General features: G+C 60.8%; 20 protein-coding genes and 3 pseudogenes. 8 read left to right on the forward strand and 15 right to left on the reverse strand.

Going from position 1 to position 23,134, the window contains the following annotated elements; all coding sequences use genetic code 11:
• Positions 1-8 precede the first annotated feature (8 nt).
• From R1W00_RS11590 to R1W00_RS11625, 8 genes are read right to left on the reverse strand one after another with little or no spacing between them, the layout of a single operon-like run.
• Entirely contained in the window at positions 9-1,196 is a 1,188-nt protein-coding gene (locus R1W00_RS11590) for an acyl-CoA dehydrogenase family protein (protein WP_317262893.1), read from the reverse strand.
• Positions 1,197-1,229: 33 nt separating this feature from the next.
• Positions 1,230-2,171 (reverse strand): hydroxymethylglutaryl-CoA lyase, encoded by a 942-nt coding sequence (locus tag R1W00_RS11595; protein WP_317262894.1) that lies wholly within the window; start codon positions 2,169-2,171, stop codon positions 1,230-1,232.
• Between the two features lies 1 nt (position 2,172).
• Positions 2,173-2,958: an enoyl-CoA hydratase-related protein gene (locus R1W00_RS11600; RefSeq protein ID WP_317262895.1), complete on the reverse strand. Its 786-nt coding sequence runs from the start codon at positions 2,956-2,958 to the stop codon at positions 2,173-2,175.
• Positions 2,945-3,889 (reverse strand): 3-keto-5-aminohexanoate cleavage protein, encoded by a 945-nt coding sequence (locus R1W00_RS11605; protein ID WP_317262896.1) that lies wholly within the window; start codon positions 3,887-3,889, stop codon positions 2,945-2,947. Before R1W00_RS11605 ends, R1W00_RS11600 begins: the two co-directional genes overlap by 14 nt.
• A gap of 13 nt (positions 3,890-3,902) precedes the next feature.
• Positions 3,903-5,156 (reverse strand): acetyl-CoA hydrolase/transferase family protein, encoded by a 1,254-nt coding sequence (locus tag R1W00_RS11610; protein WP_317262897.1) that lies wholly within the window; start codon positions 5,154-5,156, stop codon positions 3,903-3,905.
• The gene (locus R1W00_RS11615) at positions 5,156-6,364 is read right to left on the reverse strand and encodes a CaiB/BaiF CoA-transferase family protein (RefSeq protein WP_317262898.1); all 1,209 of its coding nucleotides are present in this window, start codon (positions 6,362-6,364) and stop codon (positions 5,156-5,158) included. The genes R1W00_RS11610 and R1W00_RS11615 overlap by 1 nt, the downstream gene beginning before the upstream one ends.
• The gene (locus tag R1W00_RS11620) at positions 6,361-6,780 is read right to left on the reverse strand and encodes a Zn-ribbon domain-containing OB-fold protein (protein WP_317262899.1); all 420 of its coding nucleotides are present in this window, start codon (positions 6,778-6,780) and stop codon (positions 6,361-6,363) included. The genes R1W00_RS11615 and R1W00_RS11620 overlap by 4 nt, the downstream gene beginning before the upstream one ends.
• Entirely contained in the window at positions 6,777-7,946 is a 1,170-nt protein-coding gene (locus R1W00_RS11625) for a thiolase C-terminal domain-containing protein (RefSeq protein WP_317262900.1), read from the reverse strand. The genes R1W00_RS11620 and R1W00_RS11625 overlap by 4 nt, the downstream gene beginning before the upstream one ends.
• A gap of 277 nt (positions 7,947-8,223) precedes the next feature.
• On the opposite strand from R1W00_RS11625, the gene R1W00_RS11630 reads away from it, so the two are divergent.
• A complete protein-coding gene (locus R1W00_RS11630) occupies positions 8,224-8,859 on the forward strand; it encodes a TetR/AcrR family transcriptional regulator (protein WP_317262901.1) in 636 nt (211 codons plus the stop codon).
• Here the strand turns inward: R1W00_RS11630 and R1W00_RS11635 are convergent.
• The 5 genes from R1W00_RS11635 to dctP (R1W00_RS11655) all read right to left on the reverse strand — a co-directional run bounded on the left by R1W00_RS11635 (position 8,856) and on the right by dctP (R1W00_RS11655) (position 13,519).
• The gene (locus tag R1W00_RS11635; protein ID WP_317262902.1) at positions 8,856-10,007 is read right to left on the reverse strand and encodes an MFS transporter; all 1,152 of its coding nucleotides are present in this window, start codon (positions 10,005-10,007) and stop codon (positions 8,856-8,858) included. The two genes, R1W00_RS11630 and R1W00_RS11635, sit on opposite strands and share 4 nt — an antisense overlap.
• An 82-nt stretch (positions 10,008-10,089) precedes the next feature.
• The gene (locus R1W00_RS11640; protein ID WP_317262903.1) at positions 10,090-10,410 is read right to left on the reverse strand and encodes a carboxymuconolactone decarboxylase family protein; all 321 of its coding nucleotides are present in this window, start codon (positions 10,408-10,410) and stop codon (positions 10,090-10,092) included.
• A gap of 48 nt (positions 10,411-10,458) precedes the next feature.
• Positions 10,459-11,760 carry a TRAP transporter large permease gene (locus R1W00_RS11645; RefSeq protein ID WP_317262904.1) on the reverse strand — a complete coding sequence of 434 codons (1,302 nt, stop codon included), beginning with the start codon at positions 11,758-11,760 and terminating at the stop codon, positions 10,459-10,461.
• 2 nt (positions 11,761-11,762) lie between these two features.
• Positions 11,763-12,386, reverse strand: a complete 624-nt coding sequence (locus tag R1W00_RS11650) for a TRAP transporter small permease (RefSeq protein ID WP_317262905.1) — start codon at positions 12,384-12,386, stop codon at positions 11,763-11,765.
• 65 nt (positions 12,387-12,451) lie between these two features.
• Entirely contained in the window at positions 12,452-13,519 is a 1,068-nt protein-coding gene (gene dctP / locus R1W00_RS11655; RefSeq protein WP_317262906.1) for a TRAP transporter substrate-binding protein DctP, read from the reverse strand.
• A gap of 629 nt (positions 13,520-14,148) precedes the next feature.
• Here dctP (R1W00_RS11655) and dctP (R1W00_RS11660) point away from each other — a divergent pair.
• Complete coding sequence (gene dctP / locus R1W00_RS11660) at positions 14,149-15,285, forward strand: TRAP transporter substrate-binding protein DctP (RefSeq protein WP_317262907.1); 1,137 nt, start codon at positions 14,149-14,151, stop codon at positions 15,283-15,285.
• Between the two features lie 70 nt (positions 15,286-15,355).
• Here the strand turns inward: dctP (R1W00_RS11660) and R1W00_RS11665 are convergent, their stop codons facing one another.
• Positions 15,356-16,351, reverse strand: coding sequence for an NAD-dependent epimerase/dehydratase family protein (locus tag R1W00_RS11665; RefSeq protein ID WP_317262908.1), 996 nt, complete (start codon positions 16,349-16,351; stop codon positions 15,356-15,358).
• A gap of 230 nt (positions 16,352-16,581) precedes the next feature.
• Between R1W00_RS11665 and R1W00_RS11670 the strand changes: the two genes are divergently transcribed.
• From R1W00_RS11670 to R1W00_RS11680, 3 genes are all read left to right on the forward strand, one after another.
• Positions 16,582-18,867 (forward strand): xanthine dehydrogenase family protein molybdopterin-binding subunit, encoded by a 2,286-nt coding sequence (locus R1W00_RS11670; protein ID WP_317262909.1) that lies wholly within the window; start codon positions 16,582-16,584, stop codon positions 18,865-18,867.
• 86 nt (positions 18,868-18,953) lie between these two features.
• Positions 18,954-20,033, forward strand: a complete 1,080-nt coding sequence (locus R1W00_RS11675; RefSeq protein WP_317262910.1) for a zinc-binding dehydrogenase — start codon at positions 18,954-18,956, stop codon at positions 20,031-20,033.
• Positions 20,026-20,832, forward strand: coding sequence for a hypothetical protein (locus tag R1W00_RS11680; RefSeq protein ID WP_317262911.1), 807 nt, complete (start codon positions 20,026-20,028; stop codon positions 20,830-20,832). The genes R1W00_RS11675 and R1W00_RS11680 overlap by 8 nt, the downstream gene beginning before the upstream one ends.
• A gap of 9 nt (positions 20,833-20,841) precedes the next feature.
• Here R1W00_RS11680 and R1W00_RS11685 read toward each other — a convergent pair whose 3' ends face one another.
• Positions 20,842-21,858: an amidohydrolase family protein gene (locus tag R1W00_RS11685; protein ID WP_317262912.1), complete on the reverse strand. Its 1,017-nt coding sequence runs from the start codon at positions 21,856-21,858 to the stop codon at positions 20,842-20,844.
• Positions 21,859-22,168: 310 nt separating this feature from the next.
• Here R1W00_RS11685 and R1W00_RS18215 point away from each other — a divergent pair.
• From R1W00_RS18215 to R1W00_RS11695, 3 pseudogenes are all read left to right on the forward strand, one after another.
• Positions 22,169-22,618: pseudogene (locus R1W00_RS18215) on the forward strand (electron transfer flavoprotein subunit beta/FixA family protein); the annotation flags it as partial.
• A 14-nt stretch (positions 22,619-22,632) separates the two neighbouring features.
• Positions 22,633-23,001 (forward strand): annotated as a pseudogene (locus R1W00_RS18220) (electron transfer flavoprotein subunit beta/FixA family protein); the annotation flags it as partial.
• Positions 23,001-23,134, forward strand: a pseudogene (locus R1W00_RS11695) (electron transfer flavoprotein subunit alpha/FixB family protein); the annotation flags it as partial. The pseudogenes R1W00_RS18220 and R1W00_RS11695, both read left to right, overlap by 1 nt.

The raw sequence follows: 23,134 nt of genomic DNA on the forward strand, positions 1-23,134 counted from the left end.
TTCCCTCCCTAGTACGACTTCGGCAGTTCCAGAACGCGTTCGGCGATGAACGACATGATCAGTTCGCGGGTCACGGGTGCGATACGCGGCAACATGATCTCACGGAAATACCGTTCGACATGGTATTCCTTAGCATAGCCAAATCCGCCGTGGGTACGCACAGCGCGGTCACAGGCATCGAACGCTGCGTCAGCTGCAAGGAATTTGGCCGAATTCGCCTCGGCGCCGCAGGATTTGCCCTCATCATACAAACGCGCGGCGTGCCAAACCATCAAATCCGCGGCCTCTAGCGCCATCCAGCTTTGGGCAAGCGGGTGCTGAATCGACTGGTTCTGGCCAATCTTGCGACCGAACACGACGCGCTCATTCGCGTAATCGGCGGCCTTTTCCAACGCGCGACGCCCCACGCCAATGGCCTCGGCGGCGACTAGAACGCGTTCGGGGTTGAGACTGTCGAGCAACAGCTTAAAGCCCGCCCCCTCTTCGCCGATGCGATCCTCTTCGGGGATTTCCAGATTGTCGATAAAGATCGAGTTCGAGTTCACTGCCGCGCGGCCCATCTTTTCGATGGGGGTCACAGAAATGCGCGACCGGTCAAAGTCGGTGTAGAACAGGGTCATCCCGTCGATAGGACGCTTGCATTCCTCAATCGGGGTGGTGCGCGTCAAAAGCAGGATTTTGTGCGCCTGTTGCGCGGTCGAGGTCCAGACCTTTTGCCCGTTCACGATATACCGGTCGCCCTTTTTCACCGCGCGCGTGGTGATGTGCGTGGTGTCGAGACCGGCATCGGGTTCGGTCACGCCGAAACAGGCGATATGCTTGCCCTCGACCAGTGGCGGGATCATCCGGTCCTTTTGTTCCTTGGTGCCGTGTTTGACCATCGCATGGGGGCCAAACAGGTTGATGTGGATGCTGGAACAGGCGGCCATGACACCGGCAGAATTGCCGATGATCTGCATCAACAACGACGCGTCCGTCACGCCCAGATTGGCCCCGCCATATTCCTCGGGCATGGTGATGCCCAGCCAACCGGCCTCGGCCATGGCTTGGTGGAATTCGTGGGGGAACTCGGCGGCGCGCTCTTTCTCCAGCCACCATTCGTCATCGAACCGGTCACAGATGCGGCGCACCGAATCTGCGATCTGCAGGCGTTCGTCAGTGGCAAGGATGCCGGCGGGCAAATCGGGTTTTTTCATCGGGGTTCTCCGCGTGTCAGATACGGGTGAAAATCACGGTTTCGGGGTGAACAGGCCCGCATGGGCAAGCTTGCTGCTCAGGGGGTGGGCCACAATCGTTTCGGCCAATTCGGCGGCCTTGATCAGGGCGGGGATGTCGATGCCGGTTTCTATGCCCAGACGGTCGCACAACAGGGCCAGTTCCTCGGTCGCGATATTGCCTGCGGCGGACCGGTTTCCGGCAAAGGGACAGCCGCCAAGACCACCCACCGAGGCATCAAACCGTGCAACGCCCAGTTCCAGCCCCGCCATCGCATTCGCAATCCCAAGGCCGCGCGTATCATGCAGATGCAACGCGACAGGATAGTCGGGCCAGCGCGTGCGCACCGCCGCGACCAAGGCGCGCACACCGGCGGGATCGGCGGCCCCGACCGTGTCACACAGCGTGATACAGGTCGGTGGCGTTCCCGCGTCTTCGCAGACCGCGACCAGATCGGCGGCGCGCAGCATCGCCTGTTCGACCGACACTGCGCCCTCATAGTTGCAGCCAAAGGCGGTAAACAAATAGATCGGCCCACTGCCCAGCCCCGCGTCGCTATAGGCCTGACGCAGGGCGATCTGGCCCGCAATCTGGGCATCGGGCGTGCGGTTGTTGTTGCGCATCAGAAAGGTGTCAGAGGCGCTGGTGCTGGTCAGGGCGGGGGTATAGAGGCCGCTGCTGAGGGCCTGATGAAACCCCTTTTCGTTCAGCCACATACAGCCATAGGTCACGCCCGCATGGCGGGTGATGCCGTCCGCAATCTGGAACACATCCGCCATCTGCGGGACGACCTTGGGGTTCACAAAGGACGCGCATTCGATCTCCGGCACGCCGGTTTGTGACAGGGCGTCGATCAGGCGGATTTTATCAGCGGTGGCAATGTGGGGCGGTTCGAATTGAAACCCCTCACGCGGGCCGACCTCGGTGATGTGGACGTAGGTGGGAAGGTCGCTCATCTCACCGGCCCGTCCATTGTGGTGCGCGTTTTTCGGCGAAGGCTGCAAGGCCCTCTTGGGCGTCTTCGGTCAGGGGCATCAGGCCGACCTGCGCTTCCATATAGGCGATCCCCTGCTCAAACGTCATGCCATGCATCGCGGTCAGGGCATGCTTGCCCCGCTTGATCGCGGCGGGCGAATTCTTGGCGATTTTGGCGGCCAGATCATCGATCGTGCTATCCAGATCGTCCATCCCGACCACATAGTTCACCAGACCACAGTCCAGCGCGGCGGCCGCATCCAGCATCTCACCAGTGTAACACATCTCGGCGAATTTGCGGGGCGGCAGCATGGTTTGCATCAACGCGGCGACCTGCATCGGGAACAGGCCGACCTTGACCTCGGGCAGGCCGAACTTGGCGTTGTCGGACGCAACGGCCAGATCGGAAATCGCCAGCAGGCCCATCCCACCGGCCAAACAGAACCCGTTTACCCGTGCGATCACCGGCACAGGCGTTTTGCGCGCAGTCCGCAGCAGGTTGGCATAGGTCGTCGTCGGTTCGGCATAGTCAAATCCGAACGTCCCCGCGTTCGGGTTCAGATCGGCACCGGCGCAAAACGCCTTGTCGCCGACCGCGCCAAGGACGATCACCCGTACGTCTGGGTCATGACCGGCGGCGGCAAAGGCCTGATCCAGCTGTACAATCAGATCATCGTTCAGCGCATTGCGACGCTCAGGCCGGTTGATCGTCAGGCGCAGGATGCCATCCGTTTTATCCGTGATCAGAACGGGTTCAGAAGTTGACATCATCGCCCCCTTTCAGTTCGAGGATCTCACGCGCCTCGTCGGGCGTTGCGACCTCAAGCCCCAGATCGTTGATCATCTTGACGGCGAAACGGACCTGCGCGGCGTTGCTTTCGGCCAATTGCCCACGACCCAGCCAAAGCGAGTCCTCTAGCCCCACGCGCACGTTGCCGCCCATCATCGCGGCCTGCGCGGCGATCTGCATTTGCTTGGCCCCCGCGCCCAGAACTGACCATTGGTAGTCGTCCCCGAACAGACGGTCGGCGGTGCGTTTCATATGCATGATGTCCTCGGGGTGCTGACCGATCCCGCCGAGGATGCCGAACACCGACTGAATAAACAGCGGCGCCTTGATCAAACCGCGATCCACGAAATGCTTGCAGGTATAAAGATGGCCGATGTCATAGCATTCGACCTCGAACCGCGTGCCATTGTCGGCGCATTTGGTCAGGATCGTCTCGATGTCCTTGAAGGTATTCTTGAAAATCCGGTCATCGCTGCCCCGCAAATAGTCCTCTTCCCAGTCATGCTTGAACTCGGAAAAGCGGTTCAGCATGGGATAGAGGCCAAAATTCATCGACCCCATATTCAGGCTGGCCACCTCGGGTTTGTAGTGCAGCGCGGGGCCAAGCCGTTCCTCGGTGCTCATCAAAGTGGACCCACCGGTGGTAATGTTCAAAACCGCATTGGTGCGCTGCTTGATGACGGGCAGGATGTTTTTATAGGCCTCGACCGACTGATCCGGCACACCGGTTTTCGGGTCGCGCGCGTGCAGGTGGATAATCGCCGCGCCTGCCTCGGCGGCCCCGATCGCCGCGTCCGAGATTTCCTCGGGCGTGACGGGCAGATGGGGGGACATCGACGGGGTGTGGATCGAACCAGTGATGGCGCAGGTGATGATGACCTTGCGTGGTTTTTTCGGGGTGACGGTCATGGTCTGTCCTCGCTTAGTGCAGGGTCGCGGCATGCGCGCGCAGGGCGTCGCGATCATCGGGGTGGGCAATCTCGGCAAGGGCCAGAGCGCGCTCATGCACGGTCTTGCCCCGCAGATCGGCCACGCCGAATTCGGTGACAACAGTTTCGACAAAGGTCCGCGACAGAGACACGATATCCCCGTCAAGACGGGTCACGATGCGCGGGCGGCCCTTGTTGGTTTGCGAGCGCAGGCCCAGAATGAACTGTCCGCCCTCGACCTGACCGCCGACAGCAAAATCAATCAGACCGCCCATCGAACCGGTCTGCTTGCCCCCGATGGTTTCCGCGTTGACCTGCCCCATCAGATCGATCTCAAGCGCCGAATTCACCGACACCACGTTCTTGCGGGCGACGAAATCTTCGGGGCGGTGGGTGGTCAGGGCGCTTGCCAAGGCGATGGCGTCATTGTCGGCAACCCAGTCATACAGGTCCTTGGACCCGAAAATATCGCCCGTATGCGCCTTGGGGTTTTCCGCCGTGGCACAGCCCGCCTTGATCAAGGCCATGGTCGGGTCGGTAAAGGTGTTGATGAACCGCAGATCGCGCGCGCCCCGATCCATGAGGGCCTGCGCGGCGGCCAATGGAATGCCCCCGACCCCAAGGCTAAGCGCGGCACCATCGGGGATCAGGTCCCCGATCTGGCGACCAATCGTGGCGTCGACGTCGTCAAGTGGACGGTTGGGGTATTCGGCCAACGGCTCCTCCGCCTCGACAAGCGCGTCGATCTGGGACGCGTGGATGCGGCTGTCGCCCAAGGTGCGCGGCATGTTCGGATTCACCTGCGCGATCAGATAGGTCGAGCTGTTGGCGATCCCCTTGGCCGCGGTACAACAGACCCCAAAGCTGTGATAGCCATCCGCGTCTGCGGGCGAGACATGGATCAGACCCACGTCAAAGGTGCTGTCGTCCAGATAGCGGGCGGTCTGTGCCCATGTCATCGGCAGGTATTCGGCCTGCACATCGGGCGCGGTTTTGCGCAGCAACGTGCCCGGCAAGAACCATGTCTTGAACCGGATGTTCTTGGCACAAGGACGCGACAGGAACCCATAGCCCGACAGCAACATGCCGCTAATCACCGTCAGATCGCTAAGCGTATCCGCGCGGTCCCAAAGGGCGTTGGTCAGGGCGGTGGGCTCGGCGCTCAGGTGGGGAAAGGCGACGGTCATTCCGGATTGAACATGGTTCAACGCCTCGGCGGCCGTCATGGTTTTCGGGGTCTTGGTCATCACTTGGCCTCTGCTGCCTGAACCAGAACGCCATCGGCGATCAGGCGATCAATCTGTTCGTCTGACAACACACGCGCGGCGATTTCACGGGTGTTCTGGCCCAGTTCCGGCGCGCCGTCGGGTTTGCTCCCGCGCACCTCGTCAAAGCGCCACGGCATCCGGACAAGGCGCAGCCCGTCCTCGCGGGGGGCCTCATACATGTCCAGCCATTGCATCTGGGGAAAGTCCGGCAATTCCTGACCGGTGACGATAGGCGCGTGGGGCACATCGGCGTCGCGCAGACGCTGTTCCCACGTCGCACGGTCGTGTTTGGCGAACTCGGCCTCCACAATCGGGCGCAGGTCGAAATAGTGCTCTTTGCGATCCGCATAGGTCGCAAAGCGCGGATCCGATTGTAGGTCGGGACGCGCCATCGCGGCGGTAAAATTCTGCCAGAACTTTTCCGAACCGGACATATGCACGGCAATCGCGCCACCATCGGAACACTTCAGGGCAAAGCTCTGCGCGGCGGGATGTCGGGATTCACGATGCGGGCTCTGGCCGGTCTCAAAGCTCTGGGTCATGGCGTCGATGGTGATCGTCGTCATCGCCTCAAGCAGCGAGGTTTTTACATGCGTGCCCGTGGCCGTGCGCTCCCGCCCAAAGAGGGCCGATACGATGCCAATCACCGCCACCAAGGCCGTCGCCAGATCGCCGATACAGGTGCCCGCCAAGCGCGGCGTTTCCTGATCCGACATGATCGACAAAAAGCCGCTCATCGCCAAACCAATCGTGTCGAACGCCGCCCGATCTTTCCATGGCCCTCCATCGCCAAACCCCGAGGAGGATGAGTAGACGATGGAGGGATGGATCGCGCGCACCGTGTCATAGTCCAGACCCAGACGTTCCATCACACCCGGACGGCCGTTTTCGATCAGAACATCGAACTCGGGCAGCAACGCCTTGACCAGAGCAACCCCATCAGGGGATTTCAAATCGATTGAAATGCTCTTTTTGCCAGCGTTCATCTGGGTAAAGAACGGATCTTTGGTTCCGATGCCGCGACGGAACGGATCACCCCCGCGCGGTGGCTCGACCTTGACCACCTCAGCCCCGAGGGAGGCCAGGATTGTTGCCGCATAAGGGCCGGCAACAAAGGCACCCAGATCCAGAATGCGGATGCCGCTAAGGGGTTTGGTCGTGTCCATATGGGGGTCCGTTTCGTTCATTGATCCTGATCCGTCGCACCGGCGGGCAGGAAATAGGGCAGCGACAGTTGGTCATCGATTTTGACGACCTTGCATTCGAGGGGCATGCCGATTTCCAGATCGACCTCCATGCCGTGGGGAATGCCACTGACGAGGCGCACGCCCTCTTCGAGATCGACGAGGGTGATCGTGTAGGGCACCTGATCCGCCAACAGGGGATGCACCGCGTGGCGCGCCACCGCATAGGTGTTCAGCGTGGCCTTGCCGGATGCCGGTTTCCAACCGATGTTGAACGACCGGCAATGCGGACAGATTGGGGACGGCGGGTGATGCGCCTTGTTGCAGTCCTCGCAGGTGGACAGGTGCAGCGTGCCGTTCGCCAGATGCGTCCAGAACGGTTGCGCCAGATACTCGTCGCCGGGTCTGATTACAGTCATGCGCGCCCCAAGATCATCGAACTTGCCCCCCTGAGCGTGATGAACGCGGTTTCGGCGTCCACCTGATTTGGGCTCTCGCCCCGCAACTGCCGAACCATCTCGGCAATGGTGTTGAGACCGTGGAAATACCCCTCGGACAGCAGGCCGCCGTGGGTATTCACCGGCAAGGCACCGTTCGGGCCATTGCCGCCGCTGGTCAGGAACTGATGCGCCTCACCGCGCCCGATGAACCCGAAATCCTCAAGCGCGAGGGGCACCATCATCGAGGTCGCGTCGTAAATCCCCGCAACGTCGATATCGGAGGGCTTCAGACCCGCCTTGCCGAACAGATCCTCCCCCGCTTCGGGCGGGGCAAGCGTGTGCGTGACCGGCGCATACAGGAACATCGGCACCGAACCCGGATAGATGTATTGACCCGCCGACAGGACATCGACCGCCTTGACGCCCATGGACCGCGCCCGTTCGCGCGACACGATCACCATGGCCATCGCCCCGTCCGTTTCCAGACAGTAATCATAGATGCGCAACGGCTCGGTAATCACACGGCCCGCGCGGTAGTCATCCATGCTCAGGGGTTTGTCCCGCAACAGGGCGTTGGGGTTGTTGTTGGCATAGGCGCGTTGGGTCACCGCGACACTGCCCAGCATATCGGTGAACTGATCGTCGCTCAGGCCATAGTGGCCCTTATAGCTCTGGGCGTAGAGGGCGTGGTGCTGACCGGGAACCAGCAATCCGAACGGCGCGGAATAGATGTCACCGGGCGGTTCGGGTTGACGGTTGATCAGGCGACCATCTTCTTCGGACAGAATGCGTTCGCCCCGCCCATAGCGCACACCGGAGCGCGCGTTCAGGGTCCGGTAAAACACGATGCAGGACGCCAGACCCGCCTCAATCGCGGCCGAGGCCTGTGCCACCGCGCCGCAACAATTGACCCCGCCAAATTCGGTTTCGCCATAGTATTTCAGCGACGGCAGACCCAGCGCGTTCACAATCGCGGCCTCAGTCGTGTTGTCCCATGTATAGCGGACCAACCCGTCGATATCGTTGACCTCAAGCCCCGCATCCGCCATCGCGGCGAGGATTGCTTCGGTCGCCAGCCTCAGTTCACTGCGGCCTGAATTCTTGGAAAACTCGGTCTGGCCCAGACCGACAATACTGGTCTTCATGACGCGCGTCTCGTCGTGCGGCTCATCTCAGTCCCCTCCCTAAAAGGCCTGCTGTTGCTTCAGGGATAACTGAGCGTCTGTTCAGCGGTCAACGCTGAGCGACCGTTCAGTGAGAGCCGCCGAGAGGGGCCACAGGTGCCGCCTATACCGCGTCCAGTTCACCCCGCTCTGACGTAAGGTTTCCAAAACAAACTTGCCAAGTTGCGGTAGCCCTGAGTAAATCCCTGCCGGCTTTGACCTGCGCGGATGTGTCAGGTTTTGAAGACAGGATGCGGCAATGAATATTCTGAATGAACGTGTGTCCCAGATCCGGTCGTCCATTTCGGACGGGCGCGCGGATCTGGTGCGCGACAGTCGCCGCAAGATCGTCAATGCGGCGGCGCGCCTGTTCCGTCAAAAGGGGTTCCACAAGACCGCGATCCGCGACATTTCCGTCGAGATGGGCGTGTCCCAAGGCCACATCTACCAATACATCTCGCGCAAGGAAGATATCCTGTTGTTGATGTTGGAAATGGCAGTGGATGATTACCACGAAAAGCTGTTTTGTCTGTTGGATCAGGACCTTGATGACGAGACCCGCCTGATCCGCGCGATTGAGGTCTATTACGGCATCATCAACCGCCACCGCGACAAGACCAGCGTCCTCTATTTCCACACCAGCAGCCTTGAGCCCGAAGACCGCAAGCTGTTCGATCTGGCCGAACGCGATGTGACCATGTTCTTTCAGAGCGTGATTGAACGCGGCGTGACCTCGGGTGCGTTCAAAACCGACAACCCGTTTCTAGTGGCGTTCGATGTGGTGTCACTGGGCCATATGTGGGCGCTGAAACATCACCGGTTCAAGGGTGTGATGACCTTGGGCGACTATGTCACCGCCCAGACCGAATACGTTTTGCGGATGGTCCGCACCTAGCCGCGATAGGGCGCGCTTGTGCGGCCACTCAGGACGATCAGCCCCGCCAGAAACGCCGCCACCGCCGCAAGGTAGAACACCGCGCCCGTGCCGCGATGCTCGGCCAGAATCCCCATGAACGGCCCCCCAATCCCAAGAACCAGATTGACCGCCGCCGAGAACAGCGCCATCGCCGCGCCGCGGTTGCGTGGGGGCACACGGTTCAACGCCTGACTGGCCACGGACGGATAGACCAACGCAAACCCCAACCCCGCCAGCATCGCCCCCACATAGGCCCCCGCGACCGAATGGCTGTGTGCCATCAGGGCAAACCCCGCGAACTGCACCACCAGAGACCAGACCGCCGTGCGCCCTGCCCCGAACCGGTCCGGCACCGACCCCGCAAAGATACGGATCGCGACCAAGGCCACGGAAAACAAGGTCAACCCCATCCACGGCGGCGCCCATCCGCGTTCCTCAAACAGCAGGACGCTAAAGGACACGATGGTGCCATAGCTGACCCCCACCAGACCGATGGTCACGCAATGGATCGCGATGCGGCGGATCACATCCATGAACACCAACGACTGGCCCACCTCTACGGATGCACCGGGCACCCGCATCAGCCACGCGATGATCGGTACAGGGATCAGGATCATGACGATCGCGACACCCTCAAACCCGTAGGCCGCATAGAGGATGCCACCGACCGGTGCGCCGATGGCGGTGGTCACAAAGCTTGCCGATCCGACCCAACCCAGCGCCATCGCCGAGCGCGTCGGCCCAGCCACGGCCAAGGCCCATGTCTGCGCGGCGACGACCACGATGGCCTCGGCACTGCCCAACAACACGCGCGACAGGATCAGGGACCAGATCGCAACGCGGGTGCTGTCCTGATAGATGTCGGCCGCCCATGCAAACAGACCCGACAAAACCGCCAGCCAGACCCCGAGGATCAGCGCGGGTTTGGGCCCCTTGCGGTCGGCGAACCCGCCCGCCCACAGACGCGTGGCAATCGCCACCAGAAACGATAGCCCCGTCAGTGTTCCGACCACCGTCGCCCCCTGCCCCAACTCGCGCGACACGAACAACGGGATCGTCGCAAAGGACGCTCCCGACACCAGATAGGTAAAAGCAACCGCCATAAGTTGCGGGAACAGATCGGGCAAAAGACCCCGTTGTGGCGGGGCGGACAAAGTAGCGTGGGACATTTTAAAAACCGGCGGGAAAAGAGGCGTGGGCGAAGTCGGGTTAGTCGCCCTCGGCCGGCGGGTGCGCCTTAAAGATATCCAGCCCCGCCTTGGCCGAATTCACCCCAACGGGCCAACCGGCATAGACGGCCAGTTGCACAACCAGCCCGCGCAGTTCATCGGGCGTCACACCGTTTTCGATGGCCTTGTGCATATGCGCCTCAAGCTCGGCATTTTTGCCCAGCGCCCCAAGGATGGCACAGGTTACAAGGCTGCGGTCGCGGGGGGTGAGTTCGGGTTGCTGCCAGACATCCCCGTACAGGATGTCGAGACGCATACGGTTGAATTGGGGAATGGTTGTATAGTGCTCAAAATCGTCCAAAGGGACCTCCTGAAATAAGCGGGTCAGGGGCCGGCGTGGCCCCTGAGATTAGTGATAGATGCGGTCGGGCAACCACGTCGCGATCCCCGGGAACGCGATCAGCAGGAACACCAGCAACAGCATCGGCAGCAGGAACGGCAGGGCCCCGATGGCCACGTCGCCAAACCGCCCTCCGCGGGAACGGATGCCATGCGCCACATAGAGGTTCATACCGATGGGGGGCGTGATCAGGCCCGCCTCCATCAAGATGGTGATCAGAATACCGAACCACACACCGGTAAAGCCCGCCTCCCCCAATTGCGCGACAATCGGAAACACGATGGGCATCGTCGTCAGCATCATCGACAGCGTCTCCATGAACATGCCGAGGATCAGGTAGAACAGCACGATGATCAGCATCGTTTCCACAGGCGACAGGCCCAGCGTGGCGATAAAGGTCAGCATCGCCTTGGTCACGCCCATGAACGCAAAGATAAAGTTCAGGAACAGCGCGGCCAGAATGATGAACATGATCATGCCGGTGGTGCGCATCGTGCCTGCGGCGGCCTCGCACACCATGGAAAAGGTCAGCGTCCCGTTCAACGCCGCCAGACCCAACGCAACCACAACACCAACGGCGGCGGCCTCGGTCGGGGTGGCGATACCAGCGTAGATCGAGCCGACCACCGCGAGGAACAGGACAATCGGACCTGCCAGATCAGGCAGACACGCAATGCGGCTGCGCCAGCTGGTTTCGACCTTATCCCCGCCCCAATCGCGACGGAACAGACAGGCCACGAGGATCACCGCCATAAACGCGCCCGCCAAAATCAGACCGGGAATAATGCCCGCCATATAAAGTTCGGGGATCGAGGTTTCGGTGATCACCCCATACAGGATCAGGTTCACCGACGGCGGGATCAAAATGCCCAGAGTGCCCCCCGCCGCGATTGAGCCCATGAACAGGCGCTCGTTATACTTATGACGCTCAATCTCGGGATAGGCGGCGACGCCGATGGTCGCACAGGTCGCCACAGACGACCCCGAGGTGGCCGCAAACAAGGCACAGGTCCCGATATTGGCGTGCATCAACCCGCCCGGCAAAAACGTCAGCCACTGTGCCACGGCGTTGTACATTTTGCGCGCGATACCGGCGCGCAGCATGATTTCGCCCAGCATGATAAACAACGGGGCCGAGAGCAGCAGAAAGTCGATGCTCTTTTCCCAATAGATATTGCCGATCGCGCGGGCCAGACGACCATTCATATAGACGTCGTCGATACCAAAGCCCAACAGCCCAAGCACCGCCCCCACCGGAAAGGCCGCGATCAGAAAACCAACAATGGCCAGTACAATCCAGAATGCAGCCATCCCTAGTTGTCCTCTTTATTTGCGGAAACCGCCGCATCCACATCCGCATGGGGGACGTCGATATGGGTTTCTTCTTCGATTGTGTGCTCAATGCTGGGAACGCCCGCGACTGTGTTCACAACCGCCCAGTCCCGCCGGATCAATCCGATCACCGAATAGACCGTCAAAAACAGCGCCGTCAGCGTCAGCAGGATAAATCCCGCCACCCACAGGGATTGCGGCACCCACAGGGGGGTGTTGATCACACCGACGCTGCGGCTGCCGCCGGTCCAAGATTTCTGAAGCAGGTCAAAGGTCGATTGTGTCAGGCGCGTGGTGAAATACAGCACCAACACCATCGCCACCAAATCCAGCCATGCCCGTGCCCGCCCCGACAGGCGCGAATAAAGAACGTCAATCCGGATGTTTGCGCGCTCCAGCAAAACAAACGGATAGGCAATCGCCGTAGCGACGCCAAAGACCATGCCCGCAATTTCCGTCGCCCCACCCAAGGTGGTGCTAAAGAATTTGCGCAGGAACACGTCGATCGTCACCATGAACGAGATGAAAATGATCCCGAAACCGCCCAGAACCGCCCCCATCCGGGCCACGCTGTGCAATCGGGAATGTAATGACTTTAAGCTCATGCCTGTGCCCCCAAAATTCAGAACCGCCGCGGGGACACCGCGACGGTCCAACAGGTGATGTGCGGTTACTGGGCCGCGATCGACATGTTCAGGATCGCACCTGCCGAGGCGTTCCACTCCTCGGCGCTGGCGGCACCTGCACGCTCGGCCCAGCGGGGCAGAACGGTGGCCTCGACCCGCGACTTCAACTCGGCGCTATCGGCGTCGTTCAGGGTCAGCAGGGCCATGTTCGCAGGCTCGCCCACGCTACAGGGACCGTCGGCCAGACAGGCGGCCATCAGGTCCTGTACCTCGGGCGTGTAATCGCGCAGGGCTTGGTTCAGGGTGCCGAACTGCTCAATCAGGAAGGCTTGGGTCTCTTCGTTGAGGCCATTCCACGTGTCATTGTTCATCGCGTAGAAGTGGGTCGAATAGCCGACATTCAGGTCGACAACCGCATTCGCCACCTGCCCGATACCATAGCCATAAGCCGCCGACGGCGAGGTCAGAGCACAGTCGATCACGCCGCGTTCCATCGCAGGGATCACATCGGCAAACGGCATCGTCACCGGCACAGCGCCCAGAGCTTCGGCAAAGTCGGCAAACGAGGTCGAGTGCACGCGCACGTTCTTGCCCGCCATCGTCGCAAGGCTAAAGTCCGCGATGTCGCCATCATCCAGCTTACAGTACCCTTGCAGGGCGGGCTGCTGTGACCACGAGATCAGTTTCGCGTTGAAGTGCTTGTTCAGTTCGCGGTCGAAAATGTCGTGATAGGCGTCTTGGACGTTGAACATGACGGCGTAATCGCCGGTCATCCCCGGCAGTTCCAGACCCTCGACAACGGGGCTATCACCGGCAACATAGCCGGGCACACCCCAGCTGATGTCGTTGGTGCCGAGCTTCAGCAGGTTCATCAGTTCAAAGCCGCTGAGGCCAAGCTCGGTATAGGGCACGGTGCGCGCGGTGATCTTGCCACCGGATACCTCGGGCAGGGTCTCGTTAAAGAACGGCAGAACGTGGTTCACCGTATACACATCGGTGTGGTTGCCGACGATCACCTCAAGGTTCAGCGTATCCAGTTCGGCGTTGGCGGCGGTGGCTCCAAGGCCAAGCGCGAGGGCACTGGCGGTCATCATTGCGGTGCGATGGAACATGAAAATCCTCCCTAGTCATGTCACTCGTTTGGTGGCCTCCGAACAGGGATTCTCTGTCTCTGATCCGTCGGCCGACCTTGATAGCATACGTGGGAAACGTCACCGCGCGACGGGCTTGGGCGTGCACATAGGGGCGCACTACCTCTTGCATCGCCTCGACCGATAAAGCGCGATTTGGAGCTAAAATTCGAAAACCAGCTACAATATTGACAGAGACTGCCGTACGCCGCGACATACTGTGAAAAAGACACAAACGCGATCACGTTGTACAAATCGCGGAAAATACGTGATAATTCCCACGCTTTCCGCCCTTTGCCTTGCGAATTTGTGGCGAATATCCACCCGCCATCTCGGCGCATCCGCAAAGGGCGCCTATCTACGCAAATTCGATGCCAATCCCGCCATAATTGTGCGGTTGCCGCAAATTTCACGCAGGATTTATCGCTGCAGTCAGACGCCCCCCCTATCCGTGCCAAAGGCAGACCCAGATGGCAGGGAACATTCCTTTGATGAGCCCCCGTTCAGTGTCTAGCGTTTCGGGACAGAGGCGCCGTTCCCACACGGGACAGGCGCCGCTGGGCGGGGCGATAACAACCACGAACCGCCCTGAAATTCTTGGGAGGACTACAATGAAAAAACTGACTTCGATGCTGATGGCGGGCGGGTTTACCGCCGCTCTGGCCACCACAGCAATGGCCGAAGGCTATCGCCTGACGACCTATGCGCCGCCGAACGAGGCCGCGTCGATCCACCAGACGTGGCTGGCCGATACGCTGCGCGAAAAGACCGACGGTGCGATTGATTTCGAAATCTTCTACGCAAGCACCCTTGTGCCCGCAAAAGAACAGATGAAGGCCATCGGCAACGGCGTTGCACACGCGGGTTTTCAGGCCATGGGCTATATCCCGTCGGATGCGCCTCTGAACAACGCGCTGACCGCATATGGCTTTATCGAAACCAACCCGACCGCCATCGCGATGGCATTTGCCGATTGGTCGATGCATGACGCCGGCGCCCTGTCGCAATATGATAAGGCCGGTGTGGTTCCCTTTGGCGGTTTCTCGACCCCGACCTATCCGTTCATCTGTAACACCGACGAGCCGATCACTTCGCTCGATCAATTCCAGGGCCTCAAGGTGCGCTTCCCCGGTGGTGCGAACGCCAAACTGACCCAAGACCTTGGCGGTGTTCCGGTCAACATCCCCGGTACCGAAATCTATCAGGCCCTGCAAACGGGCGCGATTGATTGTGCGGGTATTCTGGCGGCATGGCTGAACATCGACAACAGCCTCGAAGAAGTCTCCAAGAGCGTCACGTTGGCCAACTGGACCGGCAGCTATAACTCGCCCTTCCATCTGGCGAACAAGTCGTTCTGGCAGGGTCTGACCGACGAACAGCGCGCCCTGTATATGGAAACGACCGCGCGCGGCACGGCAAAGATGCAGATCTTCTTTAACGAGAACGACATCAAAGCCATCGAAATGGCCAAGGCCAACGGCCACGCAATCGTAGAACCCGATGCCGAATTCAAAGCCGCCGTTCAGGCGTGGGTCGATAACGGTGTGGGTGACATGGCGGGCGTTGCACGCGACACCTATGGCATCGATGACCCCGAGGCGTTCTTTGCCACCTTTGATCCCTATGTCGAAAAATGGGGCAAGCTGGTGCGCGCCATGGACAACGTCAATGATGAGGACGCTCTGACCCAGTTGATCCTAGACAACATGATGAACGATCTGGATCCGGCCGTTTACGGCATGAACTGATCGGACCCCCATCCGAATACGAAAGAAGCGGGCCCTGCCCGCTTCTTTTTTGTCTGCGATTTGGGGCGGCTTACATCCGTCCCGCTGCCCGTTCCGCGTCCAGCCAGACCACCAGACGCCGCATGCCTTCGCGGATGTCGACCTCGGGTGCCCAGCCAAGTTCGGCCTTGGCCTTGGCAACGGACACATTCAGGCGGTTCACGGTAGGATTGGCGACCTTGGCGGCGTCGACCTGAAACTCGGGGGTCAAATCCGACCCACAGGCCGCCAGCAGGGCATCGATCAGTTCATTGAAACTGGTGTCCTGACCGCTGACGATGTTGTAGGCGCCGTTCGCGTTTGCCTCCATCGCCATGAGGTTCGCGCGCGCCACATCGCCGATATAGATGAAATCGGTGACATTCGTGCCGTCGCCCTCAATCACCGGCGGCTGGCCGTCGCGGATCCGTTTCCACGCGTTCACCACGCGGGTGCCGTCAATCGCGCGAGTATGCTGGTTTTCACCATAGAGGTTCGAATAGCGCAGGGCCGCGTATCCCAAACCGTGCTCTTGATGATAGAGCTGACACAGGCCCTCACCCACGATTTTCGACCCCGAATACAACGCAAGCACGGGCCCCACCCCGTTCCAGTCGAACGGCGCATCCTCGGTGCAGGGGTGATCGGTGATCTTGCCGTAAACCCCCATGGAAGAGCTGAAAATCACCTTTTCCACGCCTTGGACGCGGGCGGCCTCAAGCACGTTCTGAATGCCGCGGATGTTCACATCCAACCCCATCCACGGATTGGCCAACATCGGCCCACCAAGAAAGCCCGCCACGTTAAACACACCTGCCGCACCGTCAAACGGATCGAACAACTCATTCATCCGAAGCATATCCCCACGCAGGAATGAACACCGTTCATCTGCGATCAGATCATCCACGGCAGAGGCACTGCCCAAGGACAGGTTATCCAAAAGAACCACCTCACCCGCGCCCGCATCCAACAGGTGCCGCCCAATGTTAGAGCCAAGCAAACTGGCCCCGCCGACGATGACAAACTTATTTCCTTTGATTGCGGGCATGGTGATCCTCTTGGTGAAATGGTGCGGACAGCGCAGGGCCTGTCCGGTCGTCCTCAGCCTAAGCCATCCCCGCCCTGCCGGAACAGCCACCCCCGGATCACAGGTGTGTTTCCTATTGCTGCGATAGGTGTGCATGGGGGCCAGTTGCGGGATGCACGGAATGCGGGTTCAATTTGGCCATGCACACCGCCGCCGCCCCCCGCGCGCGGCCCGACAACAATGAGGCCCCCATGAACGAGATCACGCCACCCAAGGGATTGAACGAGGCCGGTTTGATCGGTTCGCGCCCCGTGCGCCCCGATGGCGTACCCAAGGTGACGGGGGCCGCGCGCTATGGTGCGGATTACGCGCCACCCGGTATGATCTGGGGTCAGGTTCTACGCTCACCCCATGCGCATGCGCGGATCAAGCGGATCGACACCACGCGGGCCGCGGCCCTGCGCGGGGTGCATGCGGTTGTGACGGGGGCCGATTTTCCAGACCTGCCCGACGAATTCATCGGCATTGAGCGGCTTCAGAAAAACCTGTCCCACGACGTGCAAAACGTCATGGCCAAGGACAAGGTGTTCTATCACGGCCATGCCGTTGCCGCCGTTGCCGCCACTGATCCCGCGACGGCCAAGGCCGCTCTCAACCTCATCGAGGTGGAATACGACGTCCTGCCCCACGTCATCACCATTGATCAGGCCATCGCGCCGGATGCGCCCTTGGTCCATGACGGGATGGTGACGCGAAACGTAGAGCCGCCGACGCCCTCCAATATCACCCACCGCTGGACCGCCTCCATGGGCGACATCGCCGCCGGTTTCGCCCAAGCAGATGCGGTGGTCGAACTGAACTTTGACAGCGTGCCGGTCCATCAGGGCTATATCGAACCGCACGCCTGTGTTGCCGAATACGCCCCCGACGGGATGGCGCATTTGTGGGTGTCCAGTCAGGGCCATTTCCAGATGCGCGACCTGACCTCTGTCTTTACCGGCATCGCCAAGGGCGACATCAAGGCGTCACCCGCCGAGATCGGTGGCGGGTTTGGCGGCAAGACCAAGGTGTATCTGGAACCGGTCGCGATGATCCTGTCAAAAAAGGCGGGCCTACCGGTCAAGATGACCATGTCCCGCGAAGAGGTGTTTCGCGCCTCGGGTCCTGCATCGGACAGCAAAATCCGCGTCAAGATTGGCGCAAAAACCGACGGCACCCTGACGGCAGCCGAGATTGAACTCTATTACAACTCGGGTGCGTTTCCCGGTGCGCCGTTCATCAACGGGGTGCTCTGCGCCTTTGGCCATTACGCCATCGCGAACCAATATGGCGTTGCCAACGACGTGGTATCGAACCGCGCTATGACGGCCGCCTATCGCGCCCCCGGCTCGACCCAAGCCTGTTTCGCCGTCGAAAGCGTTCTGGACGTGCTGGCCAAAAAGATCCGGATGGACCCGATTGACCTGCGCCTGAAGAACGCGATTGAAATCGGCGATGCCCAGATCGGGGATCGCACCATGTCGCACACAGGGTTCAAACAAATCCTGACCGCGCTCAAGAGCCACCCCGATTACACACGTCCCCTTGGTCCGAACCAAGGGCGCGGGATCGCCGCCGGATATTGGCACAACATGTCCGGCCATTCCGGCGCGACCTGCCTTGTGAACTCGGACGGGATGATCAGCATCGCGAACTCCAGTCCCGATATCGGTGGCAGCCGCGCGTCAATGGCGATGATGGCGGCCGAAACCTTCGGCGTGCCCTATGACCAGATCCGGTCCGAAATCCATGACACGGCCTCGGTGCCCTACGGCGATGTGACGGGCGGCAGTCGCGTGACATTCGCCACCGGCAAGGCGGTTGTCGGTGCCTGTAATGAGGTGATTGATCAACTCAAGGAACGTGCCGCCGCGATCTGGGGCGTTGATGTCGAGGCCGTTGAATGGCGCGACGGGGCGGCGCATCCGTCCTCATCCAACGCAGGCACGTTCGAGCCGCTGACCCTGACGGCGCTGGCCGCTGATGCACAGGCGACCGGCGGGCATTTCGGGTCCTCTTTCGGCAAGACCATGTCGGGTCACGCGCCTGGTCTGTCCGCGATGTTCTGTGATGTCGAGGTCGATCCGGACACCGGCGCGGTTCAGGTGCTTAACTTCGTCAGCTGTCAGGATGCGGGCCGCGCCATCCACCCCTCCTATGTCGAAGGCCAAATGCAAGGCGCGATGGTACAAGGGATCGGCTGGGCCCTGAATGAGGGGTACGTCTATGGCTCTGATGGGGTGCTGCAAAACGCCGGTTGGCTGGACTATCGGATGCCGGTCGCCTCGGACCTGCCGATGTTGCAGACGGTGATTGTAGAGGTCCCGAACCCCGAGCACCCGTTCGGCGTCAAAGGTGTCGCCGAGGCCAGCATGGTCAGCGCCCTTGGCTGTGTCGCGAACGCCGTGTCGAACGCGACGAAACGTCGGATGACCCGCCTGCCGATGAACCCAGAAACGGTTCTGGACGCCTTGGACACGCGCGGCGACGAACTCTGATCACAAACGGGCAGGCGCACGACCTGTTGGCAGGGAAAGTGCGTCTTGTTGCCCGAACCATTTCTGACTGAACAAAGGATAGCCCCATGCGTGGTGTCGTTTTCACCGGTGACCGCAACCTTGAGATCATGAATTTTGACGACCCCACCCCCGGTCCGGGTGAGGTGGTGTTGCGGATGAAGGCGTCGGGCATGTGCGGCAGCGACCTGCACTATTACCGTGCGCCCGACCCGAATGCTCTGGTCGCGGAAATGGGCATGATGTCGTTCGAGGAACGCGGCATGGATCCCAAAACGCCGGTGATCGCGGGGCACGAGCCCTGTGGCATCATCGAAGCCATCGGCCCCGGCGTGAACAAGGATCAGTTCCGCGTCGGCGACCGTGTCATCGTGTTCCACTATGAAGGCTGCGGCACCTGCGACGACTGCCGGACCGGTTGGACACAGGCCTGTAGCCACGGCATGGCGCCCCATGGCGCGGTCAAGAACGGCGGCCACGCCGATTTTCAGGTCGTTCCGGCCGACCGTCTGGTGATTATGCCCGAAGAGGTCTCATTCATGACCGGCGCGGCGGTGGCCTGTGGCACGGGCACGGCATACGGGGCGCTGGTGCGTCTGGATGTGTCCGCGCGCGACACGGTGGCGGTATTCGGTCTTGGACCGGTGGGTCTGTCGGCAGTCCAATTGGCCGCCGCGATGGGATGCGAGGTTTTCGCGGTCGATATCGACGAGGCCCGCGTGCAACAGGCCAAGGCCTTTGGCGCCGCCCATGTCATCAATGGCAAGACCCACGATCCCGTCGAAGAGATCAAAAGGCTGACCCGCGGGCGCGGCGTGAACTGTGCGCTTGAATGTGCGGGCGGCAATATCCCGAAACAACAGGCCGTGCGCTGTACCGCGACGTGGGGACGGATTGCGCTGGTCGCGGTGGGCGGTCAATTGGACGGTCTGGTCAGTTGGAACGACATGATCGCGAAACAGCGTACGATCATCGGCTCGTGGACGTTCTCGATCACGGGCATGAAGGATTGCGCCTATTTCATTGCGGATCACGGGATCAATGTGGACGGGATTTTCTCGGATCAATGGAACCTCAACGACGCCGAGCAGGCCTATAAAATGTTCGACAAACAGGCGGGCGGCAAAGGGGTCTTTGTCTTTGACTGATCTGCTTGCCGCGCTCCGCACTGGCACGCCCGTTCTGCATTCCCGCGCCGAAGCGTGGGAGTGCGATTTCAACAACCACTGGAACACACGCTACTATTGCCGTGCGTTTCAGATGGCGGGCGAGGTCGCCGCGATGCGCGCCGGTCAGGTTCGCGCGGATATCACCGGCTGGCACCTGCGGTTTCATGCGGAAATCTTGGCCGGCGATCCGATCGTGGTGCGCGGGTTTGAGACCGGCGAAGGTGCCGCATTCGTCATGACCCGCGATGATCGCATCGTCGCCACCGCGCTTGCGACTGGCCCGTTTCCCCAAACACATCTGCCCGCCCTGCCCGACGATTTGAGCACGCTCGTATCACCGCGCGGCGTAACGGGAACGGTTGTGACGCCTTGGCCGATGGAAAAGGACACGATTTATGAGTTGGGCCCAGTTGGCACCGATGACCGACTGGCCTCTGGCGATCTGGCCTATTGGCGGGCGGCGGCGCGCCTGTCCCATTGCACGCATCACCACGACACCGCATTGGGCTTTACCCCCGAAGTGATGAAAACACAGAACCTTGGCCGGATGCTGGCCGAATTGCGGTTCACCACGCTAGGTCCGGTCAAGGGTGATGACTTCTTGCGCGCCGCCGCACGGATGACCGCCGCCAAAGGCAAGGCGTTTCAGACCGCGCATTTCCTGCACACCCATCGCGGCACACCGGTGGCGATGTTCGAACTGTGCACCTTGGCCGTTGATCTACAGGCCCGCCGCGCGATCCCCTTGCCGGATTTTGTGACCGCGCGACTGTCCTAGGGCCGGCCCCTAGAGACCTGGAATGTCCAGATTGTAGACACGCGCTGCATTCCGCGCGAACACGTCCAGCTTTTCGTCGGGCGTCAGATCCCGCAAGATGTGCTTGTACGCGTTCAGGGTCGGAATAAACCCGCCCGAACGCCCGTCCGGCGGAAAGTTCGATTCAAACAGGCAACGGTCCGTGCCGAAGGCCTCAACCGCCAGTTCGACATGCGGGCGGAAGGCCTCGGCAAGGTCCAGATAGGTGCTTTCGGCGTCTTTCTTTTCGAACCCGAACCCAAGGGTCGGCATGCCCAGACCGCCGACCTTGCACACCACATTGGGGCGCTTGGCCAGTTCTTTCAGGTTGGTCGACAGGCGGGCAAACGCCTCGGACCGTTCGCTCGGGTCCATGTCCACGCCAACGAAATTCCCGATATGGTTCAGGACGATCGTCAGATCGGGAAATTGATCGACAATCTCGGTCAGACGCGGCAGGGACGGGTCGTAAATTGCGGCATCATAGGTCAGGCCCCGCTTTTGCAACTCGGCCAAGGCGGCCGGCACATTCGGGTTTTCCAGAATGCCCGACGGCGGGCGGTAGGTCATAATGAACTGATACGGGCGCTCATCCGGATAATCCAACGTCACATGGCGAATGCCACGATAGCGGTCAGGCGCGGCGGCCATGCAGCGATCCAAAAGCTCGCCAATCTGCGCCCCGAAGGTCAGGTTCGCGTGACCGATAATCCCCGCCCCAACGACGCATTTGCCATAGCGCCCCGTGGACGTCATCGCGGCCACACCGTTGGCGAATTCCACCTCCCCCAGCGGGCGCATATGCTCGGGGCCATCGGTGCGGGCAAAGGTCTGGGTCTCGCAATAAATCGCGGCCAGAACATTATGACCGCCCTGTGCATCCTCTAGATAATCGTCGACCATGTAGCGGTTCCCCGGCAGGTCGAACAGGTGGATATGCGAATCCACGATCGGCAAATCAGGGTCCAGAATCGTCTCATCCCGGCGTTCATGTCGTTTGGTGTTCATCCTGTCCTCGGTCCTGTGGCCTGTATGTTCCGTTTGCCCGTGGCGCGACCTTAGCAACCTGTTTCGCCTGCGCAAACGCCCCCGCCCCAACCATAGGAACAGACCGCCACAGGCCCTGGATTGCAAGGTTTCGCCTATACGGGGCGATAGACTGCGCACACACCGTGCCAACAGGGTATTTGTTCGAAACCCCAATAAAATATAGGCCTATATCAGGCATAGGCGCGATTCACTGACGCTATGTTCAGTAAAATCCCTCGGCTATGACACCTAGGAAAGATCCGAAAGGGACTAGGAGGACTATACGCCGATGAAGGTACTTGTGCCTGTGAAGCGGGTGATCGATTACAACGTCAAGGTTCGTGTTAAGGCGGACGGGACGGGTGTCGATCTTGCCAATGTTAAGATGTCGATGAACCCGTTTGACGAGATTGCGGTCGAAGAGGCCATTCGTCTGAAAGAAGCGGGCGTTGCCAGCGAGGTTGTCGTCGTGTCGATCGGCGTCAAGCAGGCACAGGAAACGCTGCGCACGGCGCTGGCGATGGGTGCGGACCGCGCGATCCTTGTGACCGCTGCCGATGATGTGCACACCGACATCGAGCCGCTGGCCGTCGCCAAAATCCTCAAAGCTGTCGTCGATGAAGAGCAGCCCCAGATCGTTCTGGCCGGCAAGCAGGCCATCGACAACGACATGAACGCCACCGGCCAGATGCTGTCGGCGCTGCTGGGCTGGTCCCAGGCGACCTTTGCCTCCGAGGTCAAGGTCGAGGGCNCACCGGCCAGATGCTGTCGGCGCTGCTGGGCTGGTCCCAGGCGACCTTTGCCTCCGAGGTCAAGGTCGAGGGCGACGCCGCCGTCGTGACCCGTGAGGTTGATGGCGGTCTGCAGACGATCAAGGTGCAACTGCCCGCGATCATCACCGCCGACCTGCGTCTGAACGAGCCGCGCTATGCGTCGCTCCCGAACATCATGAAGGCCAAGAAAAAGCCTTTGGATGAAAAGACGCCCGCCGATTACGGCGTCGATGTCACGCCGCGCCTGAGCGTCGTGAAAACCTCGGAACCGGCCGTGCGCGAAGCCGGTGAAATCGTCGGTTCGGTCGACGAGCTGGTTGCGAAACTCAAAGAAGCGGGGGCCGTGTAATGTCTGTACTTCTTCTTGCCGAAGTAACCGATGGCGAACTGGCGCTGGACGCCACCGCCAAAGCCGTGTCCGCCGCCAAGGCGATCGGCGATGTGACCGTTCTGTGCGCAGGGGCGTCTGCCGCTGCGGCGGG

The sequence above is a fragment of the Rhodovulum sp. FJ3 genome, from assembly GCF_032918305.1.
Taxonomy (GTDB): Bacteria; Pseudomonadota; Alphaproteobacteria; order Rhodobacterales; family Rhodobacteraceae; genus SAT37.